The organism is Collinsella aerofaciens, from assembly GCF_020181355.1.
GTDB lineage: Bacteria > Actinomycetota > Coriobacteriia > Coriobacteriales > Coriobacteriaceae > Collinsella.
The window spans coordinates 1,587,426-1,614,069 of record NZ_CP084004.1 but is presented as its reverse complement, the minus strand read 5'-3'; the positions used below and the strand labels follow the sequence as shown (position 1 = coordinate 1,614,069).

22 protein-coding genes are annotated in these 26,644 nt (G+C 59.9%); all 22 read right to left on the bottom strand.

Annotated features, from left to right (window positions below; all coding sequences use genetic code 11):
• Positions 1–12 precede the first annotated feature (12 nt).
• The 22 genes from pstA to LCQ44_RS06840 all read right to left on the bottom strand — a co-directional run bounded on the left by pstA (position 13) and on the right by LCQ44_RS06840 (position 26,548).
• Positions 13–918, bottom strand: a complete 906-nt coding sequence (pstA, locus tag LCQ44_RS06945; protein WP_225093434.1) for a phosphate ABC transporter permease PstA — start codon at positions 916–918, stop codon at positions 13–15.
• Between the two features lie 3 nt (positions 919–921).
• Complete coding sequence (gene pstC, locus LCQ44_RS06940; protein ID WP_225093433.1) at positions 922–1,848, bottom strand: phosphate ABC transporter permease subunit PstC; 927 nt, start codon at positions 1,846–1,848, stop codon at positions 922–924.
• Between the two features lies 1 nt (position 1,849).
• Complete coding sequence (locus LCQ44_RS06935) at positions 1,850–2,686, bottom strand: phosphate ABC transporter substrate-binding protein (protein WP_196025628.1); 837 nt, start codon at positions 2,684–2,686, stop codon at positions 1,850–1,852.
• The gene (locus LCQ44_RS06930) at positions 2,683–3,483 is read right to left on the bottom strand and encodes a purine nucleoside phosphorylase YfiH/LACC1 family protein (protein WP_225093432.1); all 801 of its coding nucleotides are present in this window, start codon (positions 3,481–3,483) and stop codon (positions 2,683–2,685) included. Before LCQ44_RS06930 ends, LCQ44_RS06935 begins: the two co-directional genes overlap by 4 nt.
• A 210-nt stretch (positions 3,484–3,693) precedes the next feature.
• Positions 3,694–4,848: a cell division protein FtsZ gene (gene ftsZ, locus LCQ44_RS06925; protein WP_022094491.1), complete on the bottom strand. Its 1,155-nt coding sequence runs from the start codon at positions 4,846–4,848 to the stop codon at positions 3,694–3,696.
• Positions 4,849–5,047: 199 nt separating this feature from the next.
• Complete coding sequence (locus LCQ44_RS06920) at positions 5,048–5,836, bottom strand: cell division protein FtsQ/DivIB (protein ID WP_225093431.1); 789 nt, start codon at positions 5,834–5,836, stop codon at positions 5,048–5,050.
• A gap of 424 nt (positions 5,837–6,260) precedes the next feature.
• Positions 6,261–7,172 (bottom strand): UDP-N-acetylmuramate dehydrogenase, encoded by a 912-nt coding sequence (murB, locus tag LCQ44_RS06915; RefSeq protein WP_006234257.1) that lies wholly within the window; start codon positions 7,170–7,172, stop codon positions 6,261–6,263.
• A 5-nt stretch (positions 7,173–7,177) separates the two neighbouring features.
• On the bottom strand, positions 7,178–8,596 hold the full coding sequence (gene murC / locus LCQ44_RS06910; RefSeq protein WP_055286074.1) for a UDP-N-acetylmuramate--L-alanine ligase: 1,419 nt from the start codon (positions 8,594–8,596) through the stop codon (positions 7,178–7,180).
• Between the two features lie 97 nt (positions 8,597–8,693).
• Positions 8,694–9,809, bottom strand: coding sequence for an undecaprenyldiphospho-muramoylpentapeptide beta-N-acetylglucosaminyltransferase (gene murG / locus LCQ44_RS06905; RefSeq protein ID WP_089571582.1), 1,116 nt, complete (start codon positions 9,807–9,809; stop codon positions 8,694–8,696).
• Positions 9,799–11,292, bottom strand: coding sequence for a putative lipid II flippase FtsW (ftsW, locus tag LCQ44_RS06900; RefSeq protein WP_225093430.1), 1,494 nt, complete (start codon positions 11,290–11,292; stop codon positions 9,799–9,801). Before ftsW ends, murG begins: the two co-directional genes overlap by 11 nt.
• A 35-nt stretch (positions 11,293–11,327) precedes the next feature.
• Positions 11,328–12,734, bottom strand: coding sequence for a UDP-N-acetylmuramoyl-L-alanine--D-glutamate ligase (gene murD / locus LCQ44_RS06895; protein ID WP_225093429.1), 1,407 nt, complete (start codon positions 12,732–12,734; stop codon positions 11,328–11,330).
• A 9-nt stretch (positions 12,735–12,743) separates the two neighbouring features.
• Positions 12,744–13,763 (bottom strand): phospho-N-acetylmuramoyl-pentapeptide-transferase, encoded by a 1,020-nt coding sequence (mraY, locus tag LCQ44_RS06890; protein WP_117746963.1) that lies wholly within the window; start codon positions 13,761–13,763, stop codon positions 12,744–12,746.
• Positions 13,764–13,766: 3 nt separating this feature from the next.
• Complete coding sequence (locus LCQ44_RS06885) at positions 13,767–15,191, bottom strand: UDP-N-acetylmuramoyl-tripeptide--D-alanyl-D-alanine ligase (protein ID WP_055286068.1); 1,425 nt, start codon at positions 15,189–15,191, stop codon at positions 13,767–13,769.
• 126 nt (positions 15,192–15,317) lie between these two features.
• Entirely contained in the window at positions 15,318–16,940 is a 1,623-nt protein-coding gene (locus tag LCQ44_RS06880; RefSeq protein WP_225093428.1) for a peptidoglycan D,D-transpeptidase FtsI family protein, read from the bottom strand.
• A 260-nt stretch (positions 16,941–17,200) separates the two neighbouring features.
• Positions 17,201–17,671, bottom strand: a complete 471-nt coding sequence (locus LCQ44_RS06875; protein WP_022094483.1) for a hypothetical protein — start codon at positions 17,669–17,671, stop codon at positions 17,201–17,203.
• A gap of 90 nt (positions 17,672–17,761) precedes the next feature.
• A complete protein-coding gene (rsmH, locus tag LCQ44_RS06870; RefSeq protein ID WP_225093427.1) occupies positions 17,762–18,727 on the bottom strand; it encodes a 16S rRNA (cytosine(1402)-N(4))-methyltransferase RsmH in 966 nt (321 codons plus the stop codon).
• 20 nt (positions 18,728–18,747) lie between these two features.
• Positions 18,748–19,182 carry a division/cell wall cluster transcriptional repressor MraZ gene (locus tag LCQ44_RS06865; protein ID WP_006234269.1) on the bottom strand — a complete coding sequence of 145 codons (435 nt, stop codon included), beginning with the start codon at positions 19,180–19,182 and terminating at the stop codon, positions 18,748–18,750.
• Positions 19,183–19,644: 462 nt separating this feature from the next.
• Entirely contained in the window at positions 19,645–20,586 is a 942-nt protein-coding gene (gene xerD, locus LCQ44_RS06860) for a site-specific tyrosine recombinase XerD (RefSeq protein WP_171025140.1), read from the bottom strand.
• A 2-nt stretch (positions 20,587–20,588) separates the two neighbouring features.
• Entirely contained in the window at positions 20,589–22,250 is a 1,662-nt protein-coding gene (locus LCQ44_RS06855; RefSeq protein ID WP_055286060.1) for a CTP synthase, read from the bottom strand.
• A gap of 178 nt (positions 22,251–22,428) precedes the next feature.
• Positions 22,429–22,767 (bottom strand): helix-turn-helix domain-containing protein, encoded by a 339-nt coding sequence (locus LCQ44_RS06850; protein ID WP_040358312.1) that lies wholly within the window; start codon positions 22,765–22,767, stop codon positions 22,429–22,431.
• 256 nt (positions 22,768–23,023) lie between these two features.
• Positions 23,024–24,505, bottom strand: coding sequence for a DUF1846 domain-containing protein (locus LCQ44_RS06845; protein WP_225093426.1), 1,482 nt, complete (start codon positions 24,503–24,505; stop codon positions 23,024–23,026).
• Between the two features lie 555 nt (positions 24,506–25,060).
• A complete protein-coding gene (locus LCQ44_RS06840) occupies positions 25,061–26,548 on the bottom strand; it encodes a YfcC family protein (protein ID WP_369831688.1) in 1,488 nt (495 codons plus the stop codon).
• Positions 26,549–26,644 lie beyond the last annotated feature (96 nt).

Sequence of the window (26,644 nt, the reverse complement as noted above, 5' to 3'; positions counted from 1 at the left end):
GGGACTCCTTAACTAGCGACGCTTGCGCGACAGGAAGCGCGCAAACAGGTTGAAGGTCAGAATGATCACCATCAGCAAGAGCGCGGTGCCGTAGGCTGCGTTCATGTTGATGCCGTCGTTGGCAAGCAGATACAGGTGAACCGTCATGGGGCGGCCGGAATCGAGCGGCGAAATAGGTAGATTGATGGCCTGCCCCATGGTATAGAGCACCACCGCGGTCTCGCCAATGGCACGGCCGATGGCGAGAACGATGCCCGTGGCAATACGGCCAAAGGCAGAAGGAAGCACGATCTTGGAGACAACCTGCCACTTGGTGGCGCCCAGGCCATATGCGCCCCAGCGGATATAGCGCGGAACGGCGCGAATGGCCTCTTCGGTGGTACGCATGACGATGGGAAGCATCAAGAGCGCGAGTGCCAGGGCGGCCGAGACCATCGAAAGGCCCAGGCCCATGGCCTCGACAAACAAGGCGTAGCCAAACAGGCCCATAACGATGGAGGGCACCGAGGCCAAAGCGTCAGCAGCGTAGCGAATGAGCTCGACGACCTTGCCCTGCTTGGCGTACTCGGCCAGATAGACGGCTGCCAGCACAGCGATCGGCGTGCAGATAAGCATGGCGAGCGCCGTCACGTAGACGGTCGAGACGATCGTGGGCCAAATTCCGCCCTCGGCGTTGACGCCCTGGGGCCAACCGAAGATAAAGTCGAGCGAGATGTGTGGCAGGCCGTTGATGACCACGTAGGCGATGATAGCGACCAGCACCAGCGTGGTGATGTAGGCAGCGGCACGAAACACGCAAAGCATGATCTTGTTGGACAGGTCCTTGTTGATGCGGCCCTTCTTGCCGTGGGAAAGGGCACGCTTGATGCGCTCGCGCGACGAGGTCGTATCGACCGTCGTGTCAACGGAATCGGACATAGCCTACCCCCTCTTCTTCTTGGAAATCAGACGGACGATGCCCACCAGCGTGGCGGAGATGATAAACAGGACCACGCCCATGCCGAACAGCGCCGAGCGATGCAGACCCGAGGAATAGCTCATGTCGAGCGCGATCTGGCTCGTGAGCGTCGAGATAGGGCTCGCAATGCTGTCGGGAATAACCGGGGCGTTACCTACGACCATGAGCACGGCCATGGTCTCGCCGATGGCACGGCCCATACCCAGCACGATGGCATCAACGATACCCAGCTTCGCGGCAGGTAGCACGACCTTATAGATGGTCTGCCACTTGGTGGCGCCCATGGCATACGATGCCTCGCGAATGCCCATGGGAATGGAATTGAGAGCATCGATGGTGAGCGTGGTGATGGTAGGGACGATCATGATGGCGAGCACAAACCACGCCGTCAGCGCACCAAAACCAAGGCCGCCGGTCAGTTGTGCGATAAACGGGCGGATGATGATCATGCCAAAGAAACCATAGATGATAGAAGGGATGCCGGCCAACAGGTCAACGGCGGGGCTGATGAGCTTGCGCACGCGCTTGCTGGCAATCTCGACCAGGTAAACGGCCGTACCCACGCCCAGCGGCACGCCCATGGCGAGCGCACCGACGGTCACCAGACCCGAGCCGGCAAGCAGCGACAAGATGCCGTAGTGGCCCTCGGAAGGCGCCCACGTAAAGCTAAAGAAGTCCGCCAGACCGATGTCAGTAAAGACGGGCAGCGCCGAGTACGTGGTAAAGACAAAAATCAGGATGACGGTAACGACCGCCAAGAACGCGCAGGCAAAGAAGATCCACTGCAGCGCCTTCTCCTTGATATAGGTACTGCGCGATACGAGCGCCAGCTCGCGCTTCTTGGGCGTCTGAACTTTTTGCTCAGTCTTGGAGTTTTCCTGTGCTTCCATGCTACTCACTCCCCTTCTCGTCGTTGGTGACGGGAATAAAGCCCGCCTCGCGAATCTGCTTGTCCATCTTTTCGGACGTCACATAGTCGATGTAATCCTGCGCCTGCTGCGAAGGCGCACCCTTCACAAAGAAGTAAAGGTCGCGCGAGATGGGATAGCCGCCACTCGCGACCGTCTTCTCGGACGCCTCAACATGATTGACCGAGACGGCCTTGACCGAGGTATTGGCGTTGAGGCTATCGACGAAGCCCAGTGAAATGTAGCCGATGGCCCCACGCGAACGAGATACCACGTCGCGCACCTGGCCCGTACCCGAAAGAACAGCCGAGCGGCGATCGAACGGCGTGCCATCCATCACGATGGTACGGAAGGCCTCGCGCGTACCGGACGCCTCGTCTCGGTTGATGACCTGAATCCTCAGGTCCTCGCCACCGACCTCTTTCCAATTGGTAATCTTGCCGGCGTAGATATCGCGGAGCTGCTCGGTCGAGAGGTTATCGACGGGGTTGTCGTCGTTCACGATGACCGCAATACCGTCGTGGGCAATGACGATGGGAGTCAGGCCCAGATCCTGTTCGTCGGCATTGAGCCCACGGGAGGAGCTGGCGATATCGGCCGTGCCGGCGCTGACGGCCTCGATCCCAGCGGAAGAACCCAAACCGGAAACGAGCACGTCGATGCCGGTCTCCTCCTTAAAGCCCTCGGCCGCAATCTCGGCGATAGGAAGGCAGGTCGTGGAGCCGGCCACGGTAATGGAAGAGGTAGAAGATCCCGAAGAACAGGCGCACAGCGTAAGCGTAAGCACAGCGGCGCTCAGGACCGATACGATCTTTCTCATAGCATCACGCCGATCGCAGCATGGCGCCCACAGGTGCCGTCCTCGTTACGGTAGGAATAAAAGCGGTCGTTCTGACACACGGTCGAAAGCTGGGTATCCACGATATTATCCGCGTCGACACCGACATCTACCAGCGCCTCGCGAATGGCAGCGGAAAGATCGAGCATGCGAGAGGTATTCGCATCGATGCAAGAGAACTCGGCGGCAAAGCGATCCATGAGTTCCTGGGATACCTCATATTCGTCACCCAAGATATGGGGGCCGATATAGGCGGAAACGTCGCTCGCATCGCAACCGGAAGCATCGCAAAGCGCCTGGCACGCCGTGGCGGAAATACGTGCAATCGTGCCCTTCCAACCGGAGTGCACCACGGCAAATCCGCCGGGGGCCACCAGCACCACGGGAACGCAGTCGGCAAAGCAGAGCAGCACGGGCACGTTATGCGCCGTGCAGACGATGGCATCACAGCCCTCGGCAATCTGCTCGCGAACGTCCTCAAGGTCATCGGCGCCGTTCGAGGTCACCGCAACGATATGATCACCATGGACCTGATTGGGAACGAGCAGGTTGTGCTCGCACTCGGCGGCACCCATAGCCTCGAGCGCACGACGACGATTTTCTTGAACAGCAAAGGGGTCATCGCCAACATGCGAGCCCAAGTTGAGTGAGGAGTACGCATCTTCGGAAACGCCACCGGCACGCTCGGTGAAGGCAAAGCGAACATCGGATGTCGCGCCCTCCACCAACGTAACTCCATCATGGTCGACACGCGAAACTTTGTCCGCACGTGCTGCCATACTAAAGCCTCCTAATAACACAAGTACCGCGGCATCGCCGCTACAGCCCGCGTTTATACGGCTGTCATACTTCTCTAAAAGGATACCTGCTGCGCTGGAGGCAATCGTAAAGGGAACGTAAAGAGATTGGAGGTTCTAGTTTACAAAGTCGAAATAAAAAGGGCGCGTCCATACGGACACGCCCCTGTGCACAACAATGCAAAGAACGACTTAGAAGCTACCGCGCTTCAGGAAGTCGGGAAGCTCGAACTGATCGTTGCCGAAGTTAGGAAGCTCGGTGCCACCGACGTTGCGGGTCGGAGCGGCCTGAGCCGGGCTCGTGGCAGGAGCGGTGCGCTGCGGCTCAGCGGAGGCAGCGGCCTTGCTCTGAGACTGCTGAGCAGCAAAGAGCTCGTCCTGACGGTTGACGTTGGAGTCGGAGAAGCCCGTAGCGATGACGGTGATACGCACCTGATCGCCCAGGGACTCGTCGACAACGGTACCGAAGATGATGTTGGCCTCGGGGTCGACGGCGTTGGCGACAACGTCGGCGGCGTCGCTGATCTCCTGGATGCCCAGGTCCTTGGAACCGGCGATGGAGAGCAGCACGCGCGTGGCGCCATCGATGGAGCTCTCGAGCAGCGGGCTGGAGATGGCCTGCTGGGCAGCGTCGACGGCACGGGTGTCCCCAGAAGAGGTACCGATACCCATCATGGCGGTACCGGCCTGCTTCATGATGGTCTTAACATCGGCGAAGTCCAGGTTGATGATACCGGGGACGGTGATGAGGTCGGTGATGCCCTGGGTGCCCTGGGAAAGGACGCCATCGGCAATCGCGAAGGCCTCGAGCATGGTGGTCTTCTTCTCGGCGATGTCGAGCAGCTTATCGTTAGGGATGACGATCATGGTGTCGACGCAATCGGAGAGGGTCTTAATGCCCTCCTCGGCGCTCTTCTTGCGCTTGCGGCCCTCGAAGGTGAAGGGCTTGGTCACGACGGCGACGGTCAGCGCACCGACCTCGTTCATCGCGATATCGGCAACGATGGGAGCAGCGCCGGTACCGGTGCCACCGCCCTCGCCGCAGGTGATGAACACCATATCGGCGCCAGCGAGCGCCTCGGCAATGTCGTCGCGGGACTCATCGGCAGCCTTGCGGCCAACCTCGGGGTTGGCGCCGGCGCCCAAGCCGCGGGTAAGGTCGGTGCCGATGTGCACCTTGATATCGGCATCAGAGATCGCGAGTGCCTGAGCATCGGTGTTGATGGCAACAAACTCGACGCCGCGGATGCCCTCTTCGATCATTCGATTGACCGCGTTGGTACCGCCGCCGCCGACGCCGACCACCTTAATGACGGCAAGGTAGTTGTTGATCTCTGTCTCGTGCATGTCGGTCCTCCGAACAAAGGTTATAGCCATAGCATGGGTCGACCCCTGCGCACATTAACCTTCAGGTTGAAAGTAAATGCAAAGGTAAACCGTATTATGTTTGCACATTATGAACGTATCAGTCAAATAATTGACCGTGAAAACCAAACAAACCAGATAAACGGCGTGGTATGGCCCCTCAACAAAGCATCAACCAGCGCTACGAGGTCGGAGCGTTCCTAAATGTATAGTTACCCGGAGAGCGCACATTGATATACGTTACGCCCTCTACCTGCGAAAGCAGCTTGGTGACTACGCGCTCCTTCTTGACGATATCGTTCGAATCGCCCAGCGACACCTCAATGCCGTTATTGAGGTTTGCCGAGATGGCTTCGACCGAAGGCGTGGAAATATCCTTGACTTGTCCCAAGAACTCGCTCGAAAAACCACGCACATAATCCAAGCCAGCCTTAACGGCCTTGGAGCTCACTGCCTGGCCGGAAACCGGAGCGACATCCGCCGAGACATCAGTCAACAACACCGCGCCATAGTGCTTAGCGAGCGCCAGCGCGGCATCGATTCCGGTCAAGGTATTTGAGCCCTGCCCTGTCGTGATGACGTTGCCTTGGTCGTCCACTTCGACCGACGTCGACAGTGGGGCGATCCAGGTGTCATCATCCCCGATGGCCCAGGCAAGGTCATCGGAACTGATATAGGCAATTGCGATGACCTTGCGCTCCATCGGCGTAATGATGAGCGTATGCGGGAACTGACGCTGGACATCCACGCCCGAGACCCACGGATTCTGCTTGAGGTCCTCGGTAATCTGGTCGGGATCGACGTTAAAAAGCGACGTTCCCTCGGGCAAATCGATCAGCTGGATAGCATCGTGCTTCGTCACATGCTCGCTGCCTTGAATCTCAATATCAGTGGCGGTAAACAATCCAGAGTTAATCACCACGATAGCAACGACGACGAGCACGGCCAAGACGGCCAAAACGCCGCCCACGATTTTGCCTTTGCCTGTAACGACAGAAGCGGCGTCTGATGTTTTATTTGCCATCGCCCTAAGTGAAGACAACGGGTTGACGCCTTTTTTACCCGAAGGCTTCTTGGCGGTAGCCGGCACCGATGTCAGCGAGCGCGGTTTCGATGCGCCCAGCGTGCGACCCGGACGCGCCGCCTTAGTTCCCGTCGAGGGCTTAGGAGTTGCCATAGGACGGGCAGGCTTGGCGCCCATAACAGGCTTTGACGTCACCGAGGGACGCGAGGACTTTTTTGCGGCCGGACGATTACCGAGCTGCGAGCCGACAACCGGACGACTGGTCTGTCGAGCATGCCCGACAGACTTAGAGTGCGCGACGGTATTGCGTTGAGGTTTGGCAGGCGCGCCGGAACGCCCTCCGGCGCGGCGGAAGGTGGGTTTCGATGCTCTAGAAGCCGAGGAATTTAACTTCCGGTCTGAGCTCGATGCCATACGCCTCCCTCACCTTTCCGTGCACATGTCTGATAACCGCGGCAACGTCATCGGCCGAGGCGGTTCCGTTATTAACGATAAAATTAGCGTGAACGGGCGAAACTTCCGCGCCGCCAATCGAAAAACCCTTTAATCCACAATCCTCGATAAGCTTGCCCACACTCGCATCGGGCGGGTTACGAAAGACCGACCCGCAGGATGCGCGACCCATGGGCTGCGTACGCTTGCGCCTCGTCAGGTACCGTTCCATGCGCTCGCGAATGTCGGCCTTGGGCGCCGGTTTAAGCTTGAGCACGCACTCGAGGATGATCTCATTGCGGGGAAGGCTACATTCGCGGTAGCCCCAAGTGATCTCGGACCCCGCATAATGCTTGATACCGGATGCCGGGTCAAACGTTACGACATCCTCAACCAGCGAGCCAATCCACTCGGTCCGTGTGCCGGCATTCATAGATATCGCACCGCCAACCGAGCCAGGGATGCCAACGGCAAACTCAAGGCCCGAGAGGCTACGCGACAGGGCATCGTTGACCAGGCGCGCAAACATCACGCCCGCACCGACCGTCAGCGTACAACCGTCATCGGCAACAACCGTGCGCTGAAACTCACGTCCGAGCGAAATGACGGCGCCGCGATAACCGCCATCGGCAACCAGCAGATTGGAGCCCTTGCCGATGATGACCCACGGCACCTGCTCGCGATCGAGCACCGCCACGGCGCGGCGGAGGGCATGATAGCTATGGCACGTCACAAAGAGGTCAGCCTTGCCGCCGATACGATAGCTCGTATGACGCGCAAGGCGCTCGTCCTCGATCACATCCGTGTCGATCATGCCCGAGAGCGCCATGACGGCGTTAAACAGACCCATTAGACTTAAGCGTCTTTCTTGGCAGTCAAATACTCGATAAACTCGGGGCCGACGGTCGTAACGTCACCGGCACCCATAGTGAGCAGCAGGTCGCCCTCGCCCACCATCTGCTCGAGCTCCTGATTGAGCTCAAGACGGCTGGAGCAGTACACGACCTCCTTGCCAGGATGCTTGGCGCGCACGGTATCGGCGAGCATCTTAGAGGTGACACCCGGGATGGGCATCTCGCCAGCCGAGAACACATCAATCAGCAGCAGTTTATCGGCATTGGCAAATGCATCGGCAAAGTCGTCGCACAGGGCCTGCAGGCGCGAATAGCGGTGCGGCTGGAACACGACGTCGACGTGCTTGTAGCCCAGCGACGAAGCGGCAGCAAGCGTCGCCTTGATCTCGGTGGGGTGATGGCCGTAATCATCGACCACGGTGATGCCATCGATATCGCCCACGTGGGTAAAGCGGCGGCGAACGCCCTCAAAGCTCGAGAGCGCCTTGGCGGCGGCGTCGATGTCAAGGCCCAGGACATGGGCGACGGTGAGCACCGCCGTGGCGTTGAGCATGTTGTGGCGACCGGGATTGCTCTTGATCTCCACGGCATGTTCAGTGCCATCCTCAAAGCGAACGATAAAGTCACTCTGGATACCCTTGACATCCGGGTGCATGCAGACGATGTCGTTGCTCTCGGCAAAGCCGTAGGAAAGCACGTGACGGCCCGTCGACTTGGCGAGCTCGACCAGATGCGGGTCCTCACCGCAGACGATGACGGTGCCGTCCTCGCCCACCAGGCTCATGAATTTGGCGAAAGTTGCCTCGATCTCCTCGATACCCGAGTAGTGATCGAGGTGATCGGCCTCGACGTTGGTCACAATGACTACGTTGGGGTTCAGGAACAGGAAGGAGCTGTCGGACTCGTCGGCCTCGGCGACAAAGTAGTCGCCCGAGCCGTTCTTGCCGTTCGTGTCATAGCCCTCGACGATGCCGCCGATCAAGAAGCTCGGATCCAGACCCATGCGGTCGAGCATGGTGGCGCACATCGAAGACGTGGTGGTCTTGCCATGCGTGCCGGCAACAGCGACGGTGGTGTAGCCGTGGCCCAAAGCAGAGAGCATCTTGGCACGGGGCCACACGGGAATACCAAGCTCGCGAGCGCGCACGAGTTCGGGGTTGGACTCCGGAATAGCGGTGGAGACAACAACCACGTCGGGCTTGACCTCGTCGATCGTGGCGGCCTCATGGCCCACATGCACCTTCACGCCAGCGCGGGTAAGCTGGCGGATATAACGTGACGTCTTAAGGTCGGAGCCGGTAACGGCATAACCGCGCTCGTGAAGAACGAGGGCGATGCCGCTCATGCCGGCGCCGCCGATACCGATAAAGTGGGCGCTCTTAAACTCGGGCGCGGAGGTTGCAGTCTGGGAATCAGCCATGTGCTCGTGTACTCCTTGCGTAAACACTGCCTGTAACCCGTTAACTGTACCGCACCTACCGCATCAGCGCGAGGGCGACCGACGATATCCCGTCTAACTAACGCAAACCCTCTACCGCATCCGCCAGAAGAGCGGCGGCCCTATCCTGAGCCAGACCACGCGCCGCCTGACGCATGGCGTCGCGCGCCGCCGCGTCATCGACCAGGTGCAGCAGTTCATCGGCAAAGGCAGAACCGTCGATATCGGCATCGGCGCAGAGCACGCCGGCCCCAGCGTCGACCAGATAACGGGCATTGGTGGTTTGGTGGTCGGCCGTCGCATGCGGGTACGGCACGAGCACCGAAGGCACGGCGAGTGCAGCGATCTCGGCCACGCTCGATGCGCCCGAACGCGAGAGCACCAAATCGGCAGCAGCCAGCATATCGCCCATGTTGTCGATGTAAGGCTGGACGCGGTAACGCTTCGCCTCCTCGGGCGTCAGCGCCAAAGCGCGCTCGGTCTCCTCAAAGCCGTCGGCACCCGTCGAATGCAACACATAGAGGTTCTTGCGCGAAAGCAGCTCGTTTTTGAGCGAAGCCACACGCTCGTTGAGGTGCTGGGCGCCAAGTGAACCGCCAAAGACGAGCAGCAGCGTAGCGTCCTCGGGAACGCCAAGTGCCTTGCGGCCGCGAGCGCGATCGCCCTCGATCACCGAGCGACGTACGGGGTTGCCGGTCATGAGCACGTGGTCAGGGTCACCTTCGCGCTCAAAGACCGAACGCGCTGCCGGCACCGAGATGCACACGCGGGCGGCGTGGGAGTTCATCATCTTGTTGGCCAGGCCCGGAACAGAGTTCTGCTCATGCAGCAGATACGGAACGCCCGCGCCCTTGCACCACCCCAGCAGCGGAACCTCGACATAGGCACCAAAACCGATGGCGGCGTCGGGCTTGCCGACCTTTGAGAAATGACTGGCGAGCGCACGCTTGGCTTTGTTGACACGCCACAGCGAGGTCAGCGCCGTCCAAGGACGGGAGCGGTCGAAGCCCGTGACCGTAATGGGCACAAAATCAAACCCAGCCTCGGGGACCAGACGACCCTCGAGCTTGCGCGACTGGCCCACGAACACAACGTGGTGGCCACGATCACGCAGTTCTTCGGCCAAGGCGAGCGCGGGGTTGATGTGTCCTGCCGTGCCGCCGGCTGCAATAGCAACGGTCATTTTATCGGTCATGATAGTCCCTTCGTACACGCGGTCCCTGGTCGTCGGTGCGCAGACGCGCCGACGGGTCCGAGTTCAAATCGATTCGATTATATCCGCCGCCCGCGTTGCGAGGGCTGGGGCGCTGAGGACGACCTTGCGGAGCCATTCGCGGGCGTGGACGAGCTGCCGGCTCGGATGCAGAGCCATCCAGAACGGTAAAGCCGCTACGCGAAGGTCGTTCACCGCGCACGTGGGGCACGCCGGCGGTACTCTCATCCATAACGGCAAAGCTCTCACGGCGGCGGTCATACTCATCGCGGCGGGCGCTCTCATACGAAACGCGCAGGATCAGACCGGCGAGCATAAGCGACACGATAATCGACGAACCGCCGTAGCTAATAAACGGCAACGGTTTGCCCGTCATGGGAAACACGTTGAGGATGCCCAGCGCGTTAATCAAAAACTGCACCGCGAGAATGACCGCGGAGCCAGACGCCATAAGCGCGCCCCGACGATCGGTCGCCTGCTCGGCAATGCGAAACGCCGAGTAGATCAGCATCGCAAACACCAAGAAGAACAGCACGGTTCCGACAAAACCGACTTCCTCGCCAATGATGGCCAGGATGTAGTCATTGTGCGCCTCGGGAAGATACGAGTACTTCATGGTTGAGTTGCCGATGCCACGGCCGAACAGACCGCCCGAGGCAAAGGCCATGATGGCAAGCGTGGCCTGATAGCCGTCACCATACTCGTCGGCCCAAGGGTTCAAGGCAACCTGAATGCGCACCATACGGTACGGCTCTGCGACAAGCGCAATCACGATCACGAGAATGCCGAAGATTAGCACACCGATGATAAATCTGGGGTCGAGACCCGCAAACAACGCCATGCACATGAGGGTCAACAGGATGATCAGGACAGTACCGAAATCGGGCTGGATAAAGATCAGAAAGAGCGAAATGCCCAGGTAGATGCCCATCTTGCGAAGGAATTCGTTGATGTTGCCACCGGGCGAAAAGAAGCGATCAAGCATGATGGCCGAATACGCAATGGCAAATGGCTTTAAAAACTCGGAAGGCTGGAACTGAATACCGGCGATGTTAAGCCAGCGCGTGGCGCCACGGCTGCCGCTGCCCACCAAGAACACCAGAAACAGTAGCCCTATCATGCCTATGAGGAAGATCCTGAGCACATCCTCCCCAAACCAGCTGTCCGGCAAAACGCGCACGATGGCAATCAGCGCCAGAACACCGACCACGGCAAACGCGGCCTGTCGACCCAGAAAAAACGTCGCCGAGCCATTCTCGTGCAGCGCCTCGACCGAAGACGCCGAGTACACCATCAGCAGGCCAAAGCATACCAAGGTAAACAAGCAGGCCATGAATATCAAACGGGGGCGCATGATACGGGCGGGAACGCCGGCAATATAGCGTTCGCTAAACGACTGCCCGCCGCGGCTGGAACGCGGTGTGATACGACGTGAGGAAGCACGGTCCGAGTCGGGCCTCCTCATACCTTGTCGGGGGCTCTCCTCTCTCACCGCAACCCCTATTCCATTTGTGATTTCGCTGCAGCGGCAAGCTGGGCCACGTAGTCCTTAAACACGCGGCCGCGCTCCTCATAGCCCGAGAACTCATCGAACGAAGAGCAGGCAGGAGAAAGTAAGATCACGTCACCACGGCTCGACAGCGAACGGGCGACGTCCACGGCGTCGCGTAGGTCATCCGCCTGGGCGATATCCACATCGCCATCGACATCGGCCTCGTCCATAGCGGCGGTGAAGCGCTCGCGCGCATCGCCAAAGCAGACGACCGAGCGCACGTTGTCCATAACGACGCGCGCGAAGTCCGTGAGCGGCGTGCCCTTATCGTGGCCGCCGAGCAGCAAGATCACGTCGTCATCGGGAAATGCCGTCAGTGCCTTCTCGACCGCATCGGTGTTGGTCGCCTTGGAATCGTTGACGTAGCGCACGCCGTCAATCTCGCCACACGGCTCCACGCGGTGCTCGAGCGGCTGGAACGAGGCAAGACCGCGGCAGACGCCATCGACATCGGCACCGACCGCCAAGGCAGCCGTGGCGGCGCACAGGGCATTGATAACATTGTGATGGCCCGAGATCTTGAGCTCGGATGTAGCGATGAGCGGGGTCTCGACGCCCTTCAGGCGCACGACCATCTTGCCGTCGCGCACAAAGGCGGCATCCTCGCCCTCAGGCTCGTCAAAGGCAACCTTGCAGATGCGACGACCCGGCGTGTAGATGTACTCATCGAACTCGTGAATGCCGGCGTCTTCGACGTCGACAACCGCCAGATCGTCATCGACCATATTGTCAAACAGTTTGATCTTGGCAAGCGCGTAGTTCTTATGGCTCTTATGCCAGCCCAAGTGGTCGGGAGTGATGTTGAGCAGCACCGCCACGCGGGGGTGGAGCTCGGTTGTCGTAGCAATCTGATAGCTCGAGAGCTCAGCCACAAACCACTCGTTGTGGCCTCGGCCGTCAATCTCGTTGACCGGCGGCTCGCCGATGTTGCCGACAGCAACGCTGGCCTCGCCGGCAGCCTTAAGCAGATAATCAGTCAGCGACGTGGTGGTCGTCTTGCCGTTGGTGCCCGTGATGGCAATCCAGTTATCGGGCGACAGGCGATAGGCAAACTCGGGCTCACCCATAATCTGGGCGGCATGCTCGCGCCCAGCCTTAATGAAGCCCGAGAACTCCGAGATGCCCGGGCACGTCACGCATACGTCATAGGCGCCCTCGACCTGTTCGGTCCCATAGACAAACGACGCACCAGCAGCCTCGAGCGCACGCGTGGCGTCATTGGGCTCAGAGGTGCCACCGCCATACACGGTAACGGCACTTACGCGCTCGGGATGTGCCAGCGCCCAGCGGGCGACATCGAGACCGGATTTGCCCTGACCCAAAACGAGCAGGCTAAAGACATCAGCAAGAGACATGAAAGACCACTATCCCAACTGGAAGAACAGAGCAAGGCCAACGGCACCAAAGGCAGCAGCGATAATCCAAAAACGGATGACGACCTTGGTCTCGGCCCAGCCCTTCTTTTCGAAATGATGATGGATGGGCGCCATAAGGAAGACGCGCTTGTGCGTAAAGTGGAAGTAGACAACCTGAATCATGACCGACAGGGTCTCAACGATAAACAGGCCGCCGATGATAAGGGAGACGACCTCGGTGTTGGTCATGATGGACGTGCAGGCAAACGCGGCGCCCAGGGCAAGCGAGCCGGTATCGCCCATAAAGATGCTCGCCGGATAGCAGTTGAACCACAGAAAGCCCAAGCAGGCACCGGCACACGCGGTGCAGAAGATGGACAGGTTCACGTCTCCGTGCAAAAACGCCATGGCAGCCATGGCGAGCATGGCAATCATGGAGGTGCCGCCAGCAAGACCGTCAAGGCCATCGGTCAGGTTCACGGCATTAGAAAGACCGGCGATCATCAGCCAGCAAAAGACAATGTAGAGCCACGGGAACGAAAGGCCGCAGATGGTGGTCGAAAGCACGCCAAGGTCAATCGTCAGGCCGCCGGGAAAACGAATCTCGGGGGCGACGCCGCACCAGTTAACGGCAAGTACCGTAAAGGTGACACAGATAATGGTTAGGCCGATCATCTTGGCATGAGGCGTCAGACCGAGCGAGCGCCCATGCGTAACGGAGGTCAGGTCGTCGATCAGGCCCAGCACGCCGGTCGCCAGCGTGGCGAGCAGCACGAGCACGAGCTCGGTGGTGAGCTTGCCCATCAGCAGGCAGGTCAGCGAAATCGCAACAAGGATGATGACGCCGCCCATGGTCGGCGTACCCTGTTTAATCAAGTGACGCTTGGGGCCGTCGGCTCGGACCTGTTGGCCGATACCCTCGACCTTGAGCAGCTTGATCCACCACGGCATGAGCAGCAGCGCAATGGCAGCGGCGATGCCAAGCCCCAAAAAAGCCTGATACGTTGGATACGAGGGATTGCCGAACATGGGCTAGCACACACCTTCCACAAAGCGGTCGAGCTCAACAAAGCGGGAACCCTTGACCAGTACAACATCATGTTTTTCAAGCGCGCCGCCCATGCGGTCGAGCACCTGCTGATAATCGGAGAACACCTGGATGCGGTCCTCGTCCATGCCCATCATGCGCGCGGCATCGGCCATAAGCTGGGCCAGCTCACCACCCACGCACGCCAGCATGTCGAGCTTCTTGGCGGCCGCATAGGCGCCCACGAGCTCATGCATGCGAGGAGCCTCATCGCCCATCTCGCCCATCTCGCCCAGGATCGCCATGCGAGACCCCGTGCACGAAAGCGAGCACAGTAGATCGAGGCCAGCAGCCATGGATTCGGCACTGGCGTTATAGGAATCGTCGATGACGCGGGCACCGCTCTTGGCGCGCTTGATCTCCTGGCGGTGACCGGTGATCGTGAGGCCCCTAAAGGCAGCATCGATCTGCTCGGGCGTCACGCCCAGGCGATAGGAAACCGCGGCGGCCTTAACGGCATTAGGAACGGACTGCACGCCGGGGATGGCAAGCATGGTATCGATCGTCTCACCCTGGCCAAAATCGAGCGTAAAGACCGGACGTCCCTCGTCATCAACACGAATGTCGCGGGCACGGACCTCATCATCGTCCGAGACGCCGGCCAGCATAACGTCGATACCAGCAGGCTGGGCGAACGTATCGCGAATGAACGGCGTAAAGTCGTCCTCACCGCCCAAAACCAGCAGCGGCAAGAAGTCGCCGGCGGCGCACATACCCTGGACAATCTCGGCCTTAGCGCGGGCGATGTTCTCGCGGCTGCCCAAAATGCCGATGTGAGAGGTACCAATCTTGCTCACGATGGCAAGGTTGGGATTGGCGGACTTGGACAGGCGCTCAATCTCGTGGAAATGGTTCATGCCCATCTCGAGCACCAGGACCTCGGTATCGGCCGGAGCGGAAAGCACCGTGAGCGGCATGCCGATCAGGTTATTGAAATTGCCCTTGGTGGCCCAGACACGATAGCGCTTGGCGAGCACGGCGGCGAGCACGTCCTTGGTCGTCGTCTTGCCGATGGAACCGGTAATGCCAACGACCAGGCAGCCAAGCTCCAGGCGATACGTGTGCGCCAAACGCAGCAGAAACTCCTCGGGATCATCGGTCAGCAGGATGGCGCACCCCTTGTCCTGCGCCAGCGAGACCAGCTCGGCCTCGGGCTCACGCGTCATCACGACGGCGCCGGCACCCGACTGGACGGCACGGGAAGCAAAATCATTGCCGTCGACGTTTTCACCGGGAAAGGCGACGAAAATCGTCCCTTCCTCGACCTGGCGCGAGTCGATAACGCACCCGCGGCATACCCGATCGGCTTCTCCCGTCACGGTTCGGGCCCCTGTTGCGGCCGCGAGGTTGTTGACGGCGATCTCTATCATTGCAGCTCCCCTGTAAACCTAATAATGCTATCGGCGTATTGTATCCCAGCGCCGCACATGCGTGGTGCAGGGCATGTGAACACCCTCATATGGGACAACAAACCACGCCCCAAAGATTGTAACCCCCTACTTCGTGTGCGGGATACCCAGCACGTCGAGCGCGTTGGCCATAATGGACTGGAACGGCACCGCAGCGGCATCTGAGCCGCTCGGCGTTCCGTCGAGCGTGATATAGCACAGCACCTTGGGCGATTGTGCCGGTGCAAAGCCCATAAAGGACGACATGTAGTTCTCCTTGAGGTAGCCGCCGTTCTCGTCGGCACGTTCGGCCGTACCGGTCTTACCCGCCACGTCATAGCCGTCAACCGCGCCGCCAACGCCCGTTCCCTCGGACACGACCGTCTGCATGCACGATGTCACCTGGGATGCGGCGTCCTCCGAAATCGCGCGCTCGCCTTCGCCCCAGTCCTTCTCGTCGCCTTTGCTGGACTTATAGAAGTGCGGTGTCATCATCACGCCGCCGTTGGCGATGCCGCCCACGGCGCGTGCGATCTCAATCGGCGAGACGGACAGCGCCTGTCCAAAGCTCATCGAGCCCAGCGTGGCGCCGTCATACTGGTCACGCTCCTTGACGATACCCAGGCTCTCGCCCGGAAAATCGACACCAGAGCTGTGACCGATGCCCCACTTGTCCACATAAGCGGCAAAGTCATCGGCACCGATCTTGCGCCCCACCAGGACAAAGCCCACGTTGGACGAACGGCGCATCATCTCGCGCACATCCATGGTCATGGCGTAGTCGCGCTTGTCGGCATCGGTGACGGTATCGTCGCCCACCTTGATGCTCGCCGGCACCTCAAACGACGTACTCGATCGCACGACGCCCAAGTCGAAGCCGGCGCCCGCCACGAGCGTCTTAAAGACCGAGCCGGGCTCGTAGGCGTCGGTGACCAGGCGCAAGTTCATATCCTCGGTCTTGGCGTTTTCCAGATTGGTCTGGTCGTAAGTCGGATACGAGCAGGCTGCCAAGATCTCGCCTGTCGTAGGATCGGTGACCAGCGCCGAGCCGTTCTTGGCCTTAGTCTTCTCAACTGCCTCTGCCAGGGCATCCTCGGCCGCACGCTGGATATTGACGTCGAGCGTCGTCACGATATCAACGCCGTCGACCGCAGCCACCTTTTTATAGGCACCGCCCGCGATATAGCTGCCGTCCCTCGCGCGCTCGCGTACGAGAGAACCGTTCGTGCCGGTCAGAAGCTTGTTGTATTGCTTTTCGAGACCCGTCAAGCCATCGTTGTCCACATTCACTACACCCAGCACCTGCGATGCCAGATTGCCGTATGGATATACGCGCTTCATGGCCTGCTCAAAAAGCACACCGGGCAGGTTCTTCTTCTCCAGCGTCGCAGCATCGTCTTCGTCCACCTGGCGCTTGATATACACCCAGGTTCCATCGGACTCAACGAGCTTGCGGCAGGTCTTTTTATCGATTCCAGTTGCCTTGACCAGCGCCGACACCGTCTTGTCAACGTCCTCGACAAGCTGCGGGTTCACGGCGATGTTGCGACATTCGACCGACGACGCCAGCACGTTACCGTTGCGGTCGTAGATGGTGCCACGTTTGGCATAGAGGGTCTGCGCAAGCAGGCGACGCGCATCGGCACGCTCGCGCAGTTTATCGGCTTCGACAACCTGATAGTCGGCAAGGCGAAAGACGCCCAAGCCCAAGCCAAGCCCAATGAATCCCATGACGGCTTTGCGGCGAGGCAGAGGCGTGCCTGTGAGCCATTCGGTCGGCGAACTCTTGCGCGACCTGGTGTTATGCACTTGAGGGCCGCCCGAGCCGCGAAGTCGCGACGCCGGATCGTTGCCACGGGACCGCCCGGCGTTGTAAGATTGCCGACCCGTTCCTTGATAACCAGAACGTCCCCGCGACGAGGGACGTCCAGAACCGCGGCCCCTATCGGAACCGCGGCGATAGTCATTTGTCATACTCAGCTACCGTCTTGCTACTGAGCGGTCGCGGTCGCGTTGGCGCCCGCGGCTGCATCCTGCGAAAAGTCAAGTGTAACGCTCTCGCTGGGCTCCACCATGCCATAAGCGCCCGCAAGGTCGCGAATGCGCGTGTCGGCGCCATAGACCGAATGCATGACCTCCAGGTCGGAGCTCTCATCGGTCGCCTTTTCGAGCGTGTTGGTAAGCTCGGCGTTGCTGTTGAGCACCTGGGCCGTAACGCCGGCGAGCGCCACGCGGGCGACGCCGATCGTCATGAAGATAGCCGCAATGATGCAAAACGTTTTAAGAACGCTCATGAAAACCGGGCTTACCGCCTGGTTTGCCTGACGGCCCGCGCCCGTGTAGACATCAAAGCGCGGCGTGCGCTGCTCACGGGGAGCAACGGGGGCCTGCGGCGTCTCACGATAGGCGGGCATGGCGTTCATATCATAGGCGAGTGCTGCGCTTGAAGTGTTGTAGCCCATGATATGCCGCCTCCCATCCCGAGTACGTTGGTAGTGTGTTTAAGCTTCGTTTATGGTGCGAGCGGGAGGTCCAATATCGCGCGGTCGCGCCTACAGACGCTGCGCCACGCGGATTTTGGCTGATCTCGCCCGAGGGTTGCGCTCAACCTCATCAGGCTGGGCAACCAGGGGTTTGCGGGTGATGACCTTGAGTATCGGCACGTTGCCGCACACGCACACCGGAATCTCCGGCGGACACGTGCACCCCTGGCTCAACTCCTTAAAGTGGTTCTTTACGATACGGTCCTCGAGCGAGTGATACGAGATGACGCAGATACGTCCGCCCGGGTTGAGCCACCTGGTGGCGGCATCAAGCCCTCGTTCGAGCACATCGAGCTCGTGATTGACCTCGATGCGAATGGCCTGGAAACTTTTCTTGGCCGGGTGTCCACCATGCCGACGAGCGGCAGCCGGGATACCCGCCTTGATGATCTCGACAAATTGGCCGGTGGTTTCGATCGGTTCTTGCTCGCGGCGGCGCACGATCTCGCGCGCGATCTGCGAGGCGAACTTCTCTTCGCCGTAGACGCGTAGAATCCGGGCGAGGTCGTGTTCGTTATAGGTGTTGATGACCTCAGCTGCGTTTAAGGTGTTATTACCCGGATCCATCCGCATGTCCAATGGGGCGTCCTCGTTATACGAAAAGCCCCTGCCAGGGATATCGAGTTGCGGCGACGAAACGCCCAAATCGAACAGGAAGCCATCGACCCCGGGCACCTCGGCCGAGCAAAGCAGCTCGTCCAAGTCGCCGAAGTTGCCCTTCAGCAGCCGGTGCGGAACGCCGGGAACCTCGCGGTCCAGACGGGCGCCAGCGGCCTCGAGGGCCATGTCGTCCTGATCGACGCCGAGCAAAAGGCCCGTCTCCCCCACCTGCGCGGCCATCTTTACCGAATGGCCGGCACCGCCAAGGGTGCAATCGCAGACAACGGAGCCGCTCTTTAGCCGCAGCGACTCAAGCACTTCGCCGAGCATGACAGGTTCATGCCGATATTCTTGTGTCAAGATCCCACGCTCCATCCGTTACCCGTGCCTTGCCCTTACGAGAAGAAGAGGTCCAGCAGGGCCTCATCGTCATCGTCCTCATCGGCCGCGGCGCGATCCCAAACCTCAAGGTGGTCGTAGTTGCCCACAACCGTGACCTCGCGGTCGAGGTTCGCCTGCTTGCGGAGAGACTCGGAAAGACCGATACGACCGGCGCTGTCCACGTCCATCGACGTGGTGCGCTTGTTGATCGCCCTCATGAGCTTCTGGTCGTTGATGTCACGCGGGTTAAAACCCTCGTGGCCCTCACGACCCGCGAAGAGTCCTTCGACCCACTTATCGAAGGCCTCGGCAGAGAACACGTACAGAGCATCGACATCCAGGGCTTTGAACACGCGAACGTGCTCTCCAAGCTCCTCGCGAAGGGGTGCAGGCAGGGATAGACGACCTTTTGCATCGAGATTGCGCTCGTATGCACCCGTCATTCCCATGTGCGCCCTCCCCTCGGTTACTCAGATGGCACGTACGCGGGGAACCACCCCGCCTGTCGACGTCATCAATAATATGGGGAACCGCCCCATTTTTCAACACCTTTCCCCACCCCTTCCCCCACCCCGCCCCACCACTCCACTCACCATATATTGCAAAACACCCCCAAGCATATGTTCGAAAACACAATATGTTGTGTTTGCAGCAACGGCGGGATGCCACCTGTAGAACCACACCCGCGAACCTCAACCTTCAAGTTGACCTTGAGGCGATTTTTACGTCCCTTTACATGCCGTTCACATCGCCCCCAAACTCCCCCACCCAAGGCCCGTGCGGCCCACCACCGCGACGCCAAGTGGCGAAAAATGGGACGGGCCCCAGATTGCCCATGCGCGCGCAAAAGCACGCCGCGGCAATCTGGAGCCCGTCCCCAAATACCTATAAATATGCAGGTCAGCGATGTGTTAACGATGTGCCAGCGGGTGCGCCGCCAAATAGACCTCGGTCAGTTGCGTACGATCGACATGCGTGTAGACCTGCGTGGTCGATATATCGGCATGTCCCAAGATCTCCTGTAGCACACGGAGGTCTGCGCCGCCCGCAAGCATATGGGTGGCAAAGGAGTGACGCAGCGTATGGGGATGGAGCCCCACCAGTCCCACCTGGCGCCCGTAGCGCTCACAGATGGCATGGATGCCCTGGCGCGACAGACGGCGGCCGTTCTTATTTAAAAAGACCGCCGAGGTCTCGGTTCCGCGGGCATGGGCCGCCAAGCGAGAACGCCCCTCAGTTACATAAAGCGTCAGAGCTCGCGCCGCGCTTCCCACCAGCGGGGACAGGCGTTCCTTCGAGCCCTTACCGCGAACGAGCACAAAGCCATCGTCGATATGGATATCGCCCACATCGAGTCCCACCAACTCGCTCACACGCAAACCGCATCCGTAAAGCACTTCCAAGATGGCATGGTCGCGCAAGCCCATCTCGCCCTCGGGGAAGTCTTGATCGAGCAGCGCCGAGACATCCTCCACCGATAGATACTCCGGCAAACGCTCAGCCTTTTTAGGCAGGCGCAACGCCGCCGTTGGATTTTGGGCCACAGCCCCATCGCGCACCAAAAAGGCATGCAGGCCCTTCACGGCCGCAAGCGCACGCTCCACCGAGGCATCCGAATAGCCCCCATCGCGACGGTCGGCGACAAAGCCCTCCACGACCTGACGGGTCACCTCTTCAAAAGACACAATACCCGCCCGCTCCAGATAGGCGCAGTACGTCGTCAGGTCACGACGATAGGCCGCAATCGTGTTGCGCGCCAAACCCCGCTCGACCGCAAGGTAATCGAGATACTCCCCCGCCGCCACGGCGAGCGACGAGGGAGTAGCTTCGGTATGTTCCTTATTCGCCGGCACCCTTAGTCCGTAGCGAGGTTCATGGGCGTCACCTGCAGACGGTCGACACCCTCGTGCTGGCCGATCGAAGCGCGCACGAACTCGCGGAACAGCGGCTGCGGGTTGGTCGGGCGGCTCTTGAACTCGGGATGAGCCTGGGTTGCCACATACCACGGATGCACGTCGCGCGGCAGCTCGACCATCTCGACCAGGCGCTCGTCAGGCGACAGACCCGAGATAACCAAACCGGCGTCCTCGAGCTGGTCGCGGAAGGCGTTGTTGAACTCAAAGCGGTGACGGTGACGCTCGTAGACGAGTTCCTCGCCATATGCCTCGCGAGCAAGGGTATCGGCGGCGAGCTTGCACGGATAGGCGCCCAGGCGCATGGTGCCGCCCTTCTCGGTCACGTCCTCCTGCGAGCTCATCAGATCGATGACGCTAAACGGGCCATCCGGATCGAACTCAGAGGAGCTGGCGCCGGCAAGGCCGACGACATTGCGCGCAAATTCGCACACGGCCACCTGCATACCCAGGCAAATGCCCAGATACGGAATCTTGTGCTCACGGGCAAACTCGGCCGCGAGGATCTTGCCCTCCAGGGCGCGCTTGCCAAAGCCGCCGGGGACCAGGATGCCCGAGGCGTCGCCCAGAACCTCGGAGACATTCTGCTCGTCGAGGCTCTCGCCGTCGACCAGCTGGACGTCCACATGGCGATCGTAGAAGACGCCCGCATGGTGCAGGGCCTCGATAACCGACAGGTACGCATCGGGCAGCTGCGTGTACTTGCCCACGACGGCGATCTTCACCTTGTCGGCGTGATGGTTGGCGTGATTCTGTTTGCGCAGGAACTCGTTCCACTCGCTCATGTCGCGCTCACGCGGGTCCAGACCCAGGCGCTCGCAAATGCGCAGGTCAAAGTCCTGCTCGGCAAGCAGCTGCGGAACATCGTAAATGCTCGCGCAGTCCTCGTTGGTAAAGACGCAATCGGTGTCGACGTCGCAGAAGCTTGCGATCTTTCCGCGGATAGCGTCATCGATATGGTGGTCGGAGCGCAGCACGATAATATCGGGCTGGATGCCAAAGCTGCGGAGCTCCTTGACGGAATGCTGTGTGGGCTTGGTCTTGACCTCGTGGGCGGCGGCGATATAGGGAACGAGCGACACGTGGATGTAGCAGACGTTCTCGGGGCCGGCCTCCTTGCGGTACTGACGGATGGCCTCGACAAACGGCTGGGACTCGATGTCGCCAATCGTGCCGCCCAGCTCGGTGATGACTACATCGGAGCCGGTCTGCTCCTCGATGCGGCGGAACTTGTCCTTAATGGCATTGGTGACGTGGGGAATCACCTGCACGGTACCGCCCAAAAAGTCGCCGCGACGCTCGCGGGCGATTAGGCTTTTGTAGATGGCACCGGTCGTAAAGTTGGAATCGCGGGTCAGGTTCTCATCAATAAAGCGCTCGTAATGACCCAGGTCCAGGTCGGACTCGTAACCATCCTCGGTAACGAAGACCTCACCATGCTGGAACGGGCTCATGGTACCGGGGTCGACGTTCAGATACGGGTCGGCCTTCTGCATCGTTACTTTGTAGCCACGCGACTTGAGCAGACGGCCCAGCGAGGCCGCGGTGATACCCTTGCCCAGGGACGAAACCACGCCACCGGTTACGAACACATGCTTGGTCATATTGAGTTACCTGCGCTTCCCGTAGAAGTTGTTTATCCACATCTTACGGGTCTTCATTGTAATACTCGCGCCGCGGACCGTTCGCAATTTTTCTCGCGTGCGATTGCATTTCTCAATCTTGAAACAAAACGCCGCCCGGTTTCCCAGGCGGCGTCGCTATGGCAAGGGTTACATGCTGCTATCGATCAGCAACCTCGTCCTCAAGCATTTCTTGAACGAGCATGCCGGTACGGACGCCCTCAAGATACCACTCGCCACGTTCGGTGAGGCAAATGCCATTTGCAAGCTGACCGCCGTCGTCGCTATAACGCGAGACGACATCAATCATGCCTTCGGAATCCAAGCGATCGATTGCGGCGCGGGCACGATACGGCGAAACCCCCACGCGCTCGGCAAGCGTTTTGCGCGAGAAACCATACGGCCCGCCATTGTCTTCGGTTTGCTGGTCGATTTCCATCAACACCAGCACCTCGACACGCTTCATATCGTTGACACTCGCACGACCCTTGCCCGCCATAGCAGCCTCCTCAAACCGAGCACGAGCATCTAACGCGCCGTGCGCGACCGACACACCTCACGATGGCAGGTAATATCCATCATGCGGCATCCCGCTAAGGATGAAACAGTTACGGTTATTGTATACCGCTCAAATTGTTTCTAGGCAGGTAAACGGCTATTTTTCGCCGAAATAGGCGCTTTATTGATCAAAAAGCCGTACCGGGCGCCAACCCGATACGGCCAAAATGCAATGCAATTACCGCGGTGCTTCAAACTTAGCGGTGGAAGAAACCGCGGCGCTCAAACTTGGGCTCGCAGCACACGTTGATACCCAGTTTGCGCAGTACCGTCTCGTCCGTCGGCGAGATAATCACGCTAAAGAAGGCATCGCAACCGCGCAGCTGCTCCAGGCCCGAAAGGACGCGAGCGGCCGTCTCACTCGTGGCCGAGGTGATCGACAGCGCCATAAGCGTCTCGTCGGTGTGGAGGCGAGGGTTTTTGCTGCCCAGGAAATGCGTCTTGAGCTTGCTGATGGGCTCGATCGCCTCATCGCTAATGACCTCGAGCTCAAGGTCGACGCCCGAGACATGCTTGAGGGCGTTCATAATGAGCGAACTTGCGGCGCCCAGGCGCGTGGAGGTCTTACCGGTCACCACGGAGCCATCGGGCATGACCATGGCACCCACGGGACCACCCGTCAGCTGCTCCCTGGTGAGGGCCGCCGAGCGCGCCGGTGAGTAGTTCTTATCGATGCCGGCTTTCTTCATAATAATCTTGAGACGGTCGACTTGCTCATCGCCCATGCCGGTACGGCGCACATTTTCGACCGCGGTAAAGTAGCGGCGGACGATCTCCATCTTGGAAGCGTCGCGGCAGGCATCGTCATCGGTGATGGCAAAGCCGACCATATTGACGCCCATGTCCGTAGGACTCTGATAGGGGCTCTTGCCCAGGATCTTTTCCATCAGAGCACGGACCACCGGGAAGGCCTCGACGTCGCGGTTGTAGTTGACCGTGGTCTTGTTGTAGGCCTCCAAGTGGAAGGAGTCGATGATATTGGCATCGTCGAGATCGGCCGTTGCTGCCTCATAGGCGATGTTGACCGGATGCGTGAGGGGCAGATTCCAGACCGGGAAAGTCTCGAACTTGGCGTAGCCGGCGGCGGTGCCGTGCTTGTGCTCGTGATAGAGCTGCGAGAGGCAAGTGGCGAGCTTGCCTGAGCCGGGGCCGGGAGCGGTGACCACGACGAGCGGACGAGTGGTCTCGACAAACTCATTCTTGCCATAGCCGTCGTCGGACACGATCAGGTCGACGTCGTGCGGATACCCCTCGATGGGATAGTGCAGCTTGGCGGGGATACCGAGCGCGTTCAGGCGGTTGCGGAATACATCGGCAGCGGGCTGGCCGGCGTACTGGGTGATGACCACAGCCGCGACGGCAAAGCCGTTGCCGCGGAACAGGTCAACCAGGCGCAGCACATCCTCGTCATAGGTAATGCCAAGGTCACCACGAGCCTTGTTTTTCTCGATGTGGTTCGCGTTGATCGCGATGATAACCTCGACATCGTCGGCGATGCTCTTGAGCATGCGGAACTTGCTGTCCGGTTCAAAACCCGGCAGCACGCGGCTCGCATGATAGTCATCGAACAGCTTACCGCCAAACTCCAAATAGAGCTTGCCACCAAACTGCGAGATGCGCTCCTTAATGTGAGCAGCCTGCAGCTCGATGTACTTCGCGTTGTCGAAACCCTGGCGCATGTGTGGCTCCCGTCCCGTTTCCATTTAATGTCCTAGGCGATTATAACGGAGCCCGCCCTCCCCGATACCCAGACCATCAACAGGCACCAACCAAACACGCTCACCACAACCACCGGGGACCCGGGGCAGCTCGTTTAGAACGGGGAACAAGTCACTCAGCACCAACAACAAAAACGTCGCAGGCAGAGCTGAAGCCAGCGAACGGGCACCAGAGCGAGCAAGCTTCCCCCTGCACCAACAAGGGGAACGTCGCAGGTTGAGCATAAGTCAGCGAGCGACGTCCAGAACGTACAAGTTGGCATGAAAAAGGCAAGGCATAGACCTTCTGGTCATGCCTTGCCTTTTGAATGACAAATTGTCGTTCTGGGCGGTGCGCAGCGTCGACTGGTTGCGCGGTTCGTAGAACCGCGCAACATGAGAGCGCCCCCTCCCGCGCACGGAACGGGAGGGGGCTAAAGGTAGGAGTCTACCGGTGGGTTGACCCCACCGGACAGACGATGACCAGGTGATCCTTTACAGGATCGTCAAGGTTTCCGTGGGGTACCCGTTGGGTACTTAGAGCATCACGCAAGCGACGGTCAGGATGATGGCGCAGACGACGGAGAGAGCGACGATGAGCTTAAGGGCAAACTTGAGCCAGGTCGTCCACTCGATCTTGGCCAGGGCGAGACCGCCCATGATGGCGCCGGAGGTCGGGGTGAACAGGTTCACAACGCCGATGGCAGAGGAGAAGATCATGACCATGACCTCGGGCGAGAAGCCGAGCTTAACAGCCAGCGGTCCCATGATAGGCATGGAGACGGTAGCCATACCAGAGGTCGAGGGGATCAGGAAGGACAGGCCGAAGTAGACCAGGAAGCTCATGGGAGCGAAGATCACGCCGGACAGGCCAGCCAGAGCATTGGCGGCAGCGTCGAGGACGTAGACGTCGAGGCCGGTGTTAGCCATGAGGACGGAGATACCACGGGCGAGGGCGATGACGAGAACAACGGACATCATGTCGGCAGCGCCGGTGATGAAGGTGTTAACGATCTGCTTCTCGGACAGGCCACCGATGATACCGATCAGGACGGCCATGAGGAAGAACCAGGTGGAAGCCTCGTCGAAGTACCACTGACCAATGGGCAGGCCGGTGATCAGGGCAGACCAGCCCTGGACGACGGCGTTACCGTCGGCGTCGTAGACAGCGCCAGCGTCGAAGAAGTTGGCGACGCCCTCGTTGAGGTCGGCCAGCGGAATGAAGCCGACGATCATGACGACGAAGGTGAAGGCAAAGGCGATCAGAACACCCTTCTGACGACCGGTGAGCTTGACCTCATTGTGAACCTCGGAAGCAGCCTTGCCGTGAGCCTCTTCAGCGTCCTTGAGCTCCTGCATCGACAGGATGGTGGAACCCTTGTCAGCCTTGACCTTCTTGGCATAGCTCATGACGAAGAAGATGGACATGGCAGTGGTAACAATCCACAGGACGGCACCGAGGCCGATGATGATGGACTGGTTGACCTCAATGCCAACGCCGGTCAGAGCGTCGACGGCAGCGCCGACGGCGAACGGGTTAACCGTGGAGCCCAGGCAGCCGCAGCCAGCGCCGAGCAGGACGGTGGCGGCACCGACCATCGGGTCGAAGCCAGCGGCCATCATGGTAGCGGCAAGCAGGGCGTAGAAGGGAACGGTCTCCTCGCACATACCATAGGTGGTACCACCGAGGGAGAAGATGAGCATCAGCACGGGAATGAGCATGATCTCGTTGCCCTTAAGCTTCTGCACCAGGACGGCGATGCCGTTGTCCAGGGCGCCGGTCTCGGTCATCATGCCGAGGAAGCCGCCCAGGATCATAACGAAGAGGCAGACGGGCAGAGCGTCAGCGAAGCCCTTAATCGGGGCGGTGCAGAAATCGCTCAGACGGGCGGCAGTAACCGCGCCGCCGGACGTGCCGGAGACGATAACGGTAATCACTGCAACAATTGCCAGCAGAGCAAGAAGAATGGTGAACGATGAAGGCATACCGCGCTTTTTCTTAGCGGTCTCAGTCATAGTTCTCATCCCCCCTTCATAAATCATTTACTGATCTCGCCCGAAGCGGCTCTTCCGTGCCGTGCCTGCCGCTCGATGCGAGATTTTTACCAGATAAAGCCGCTC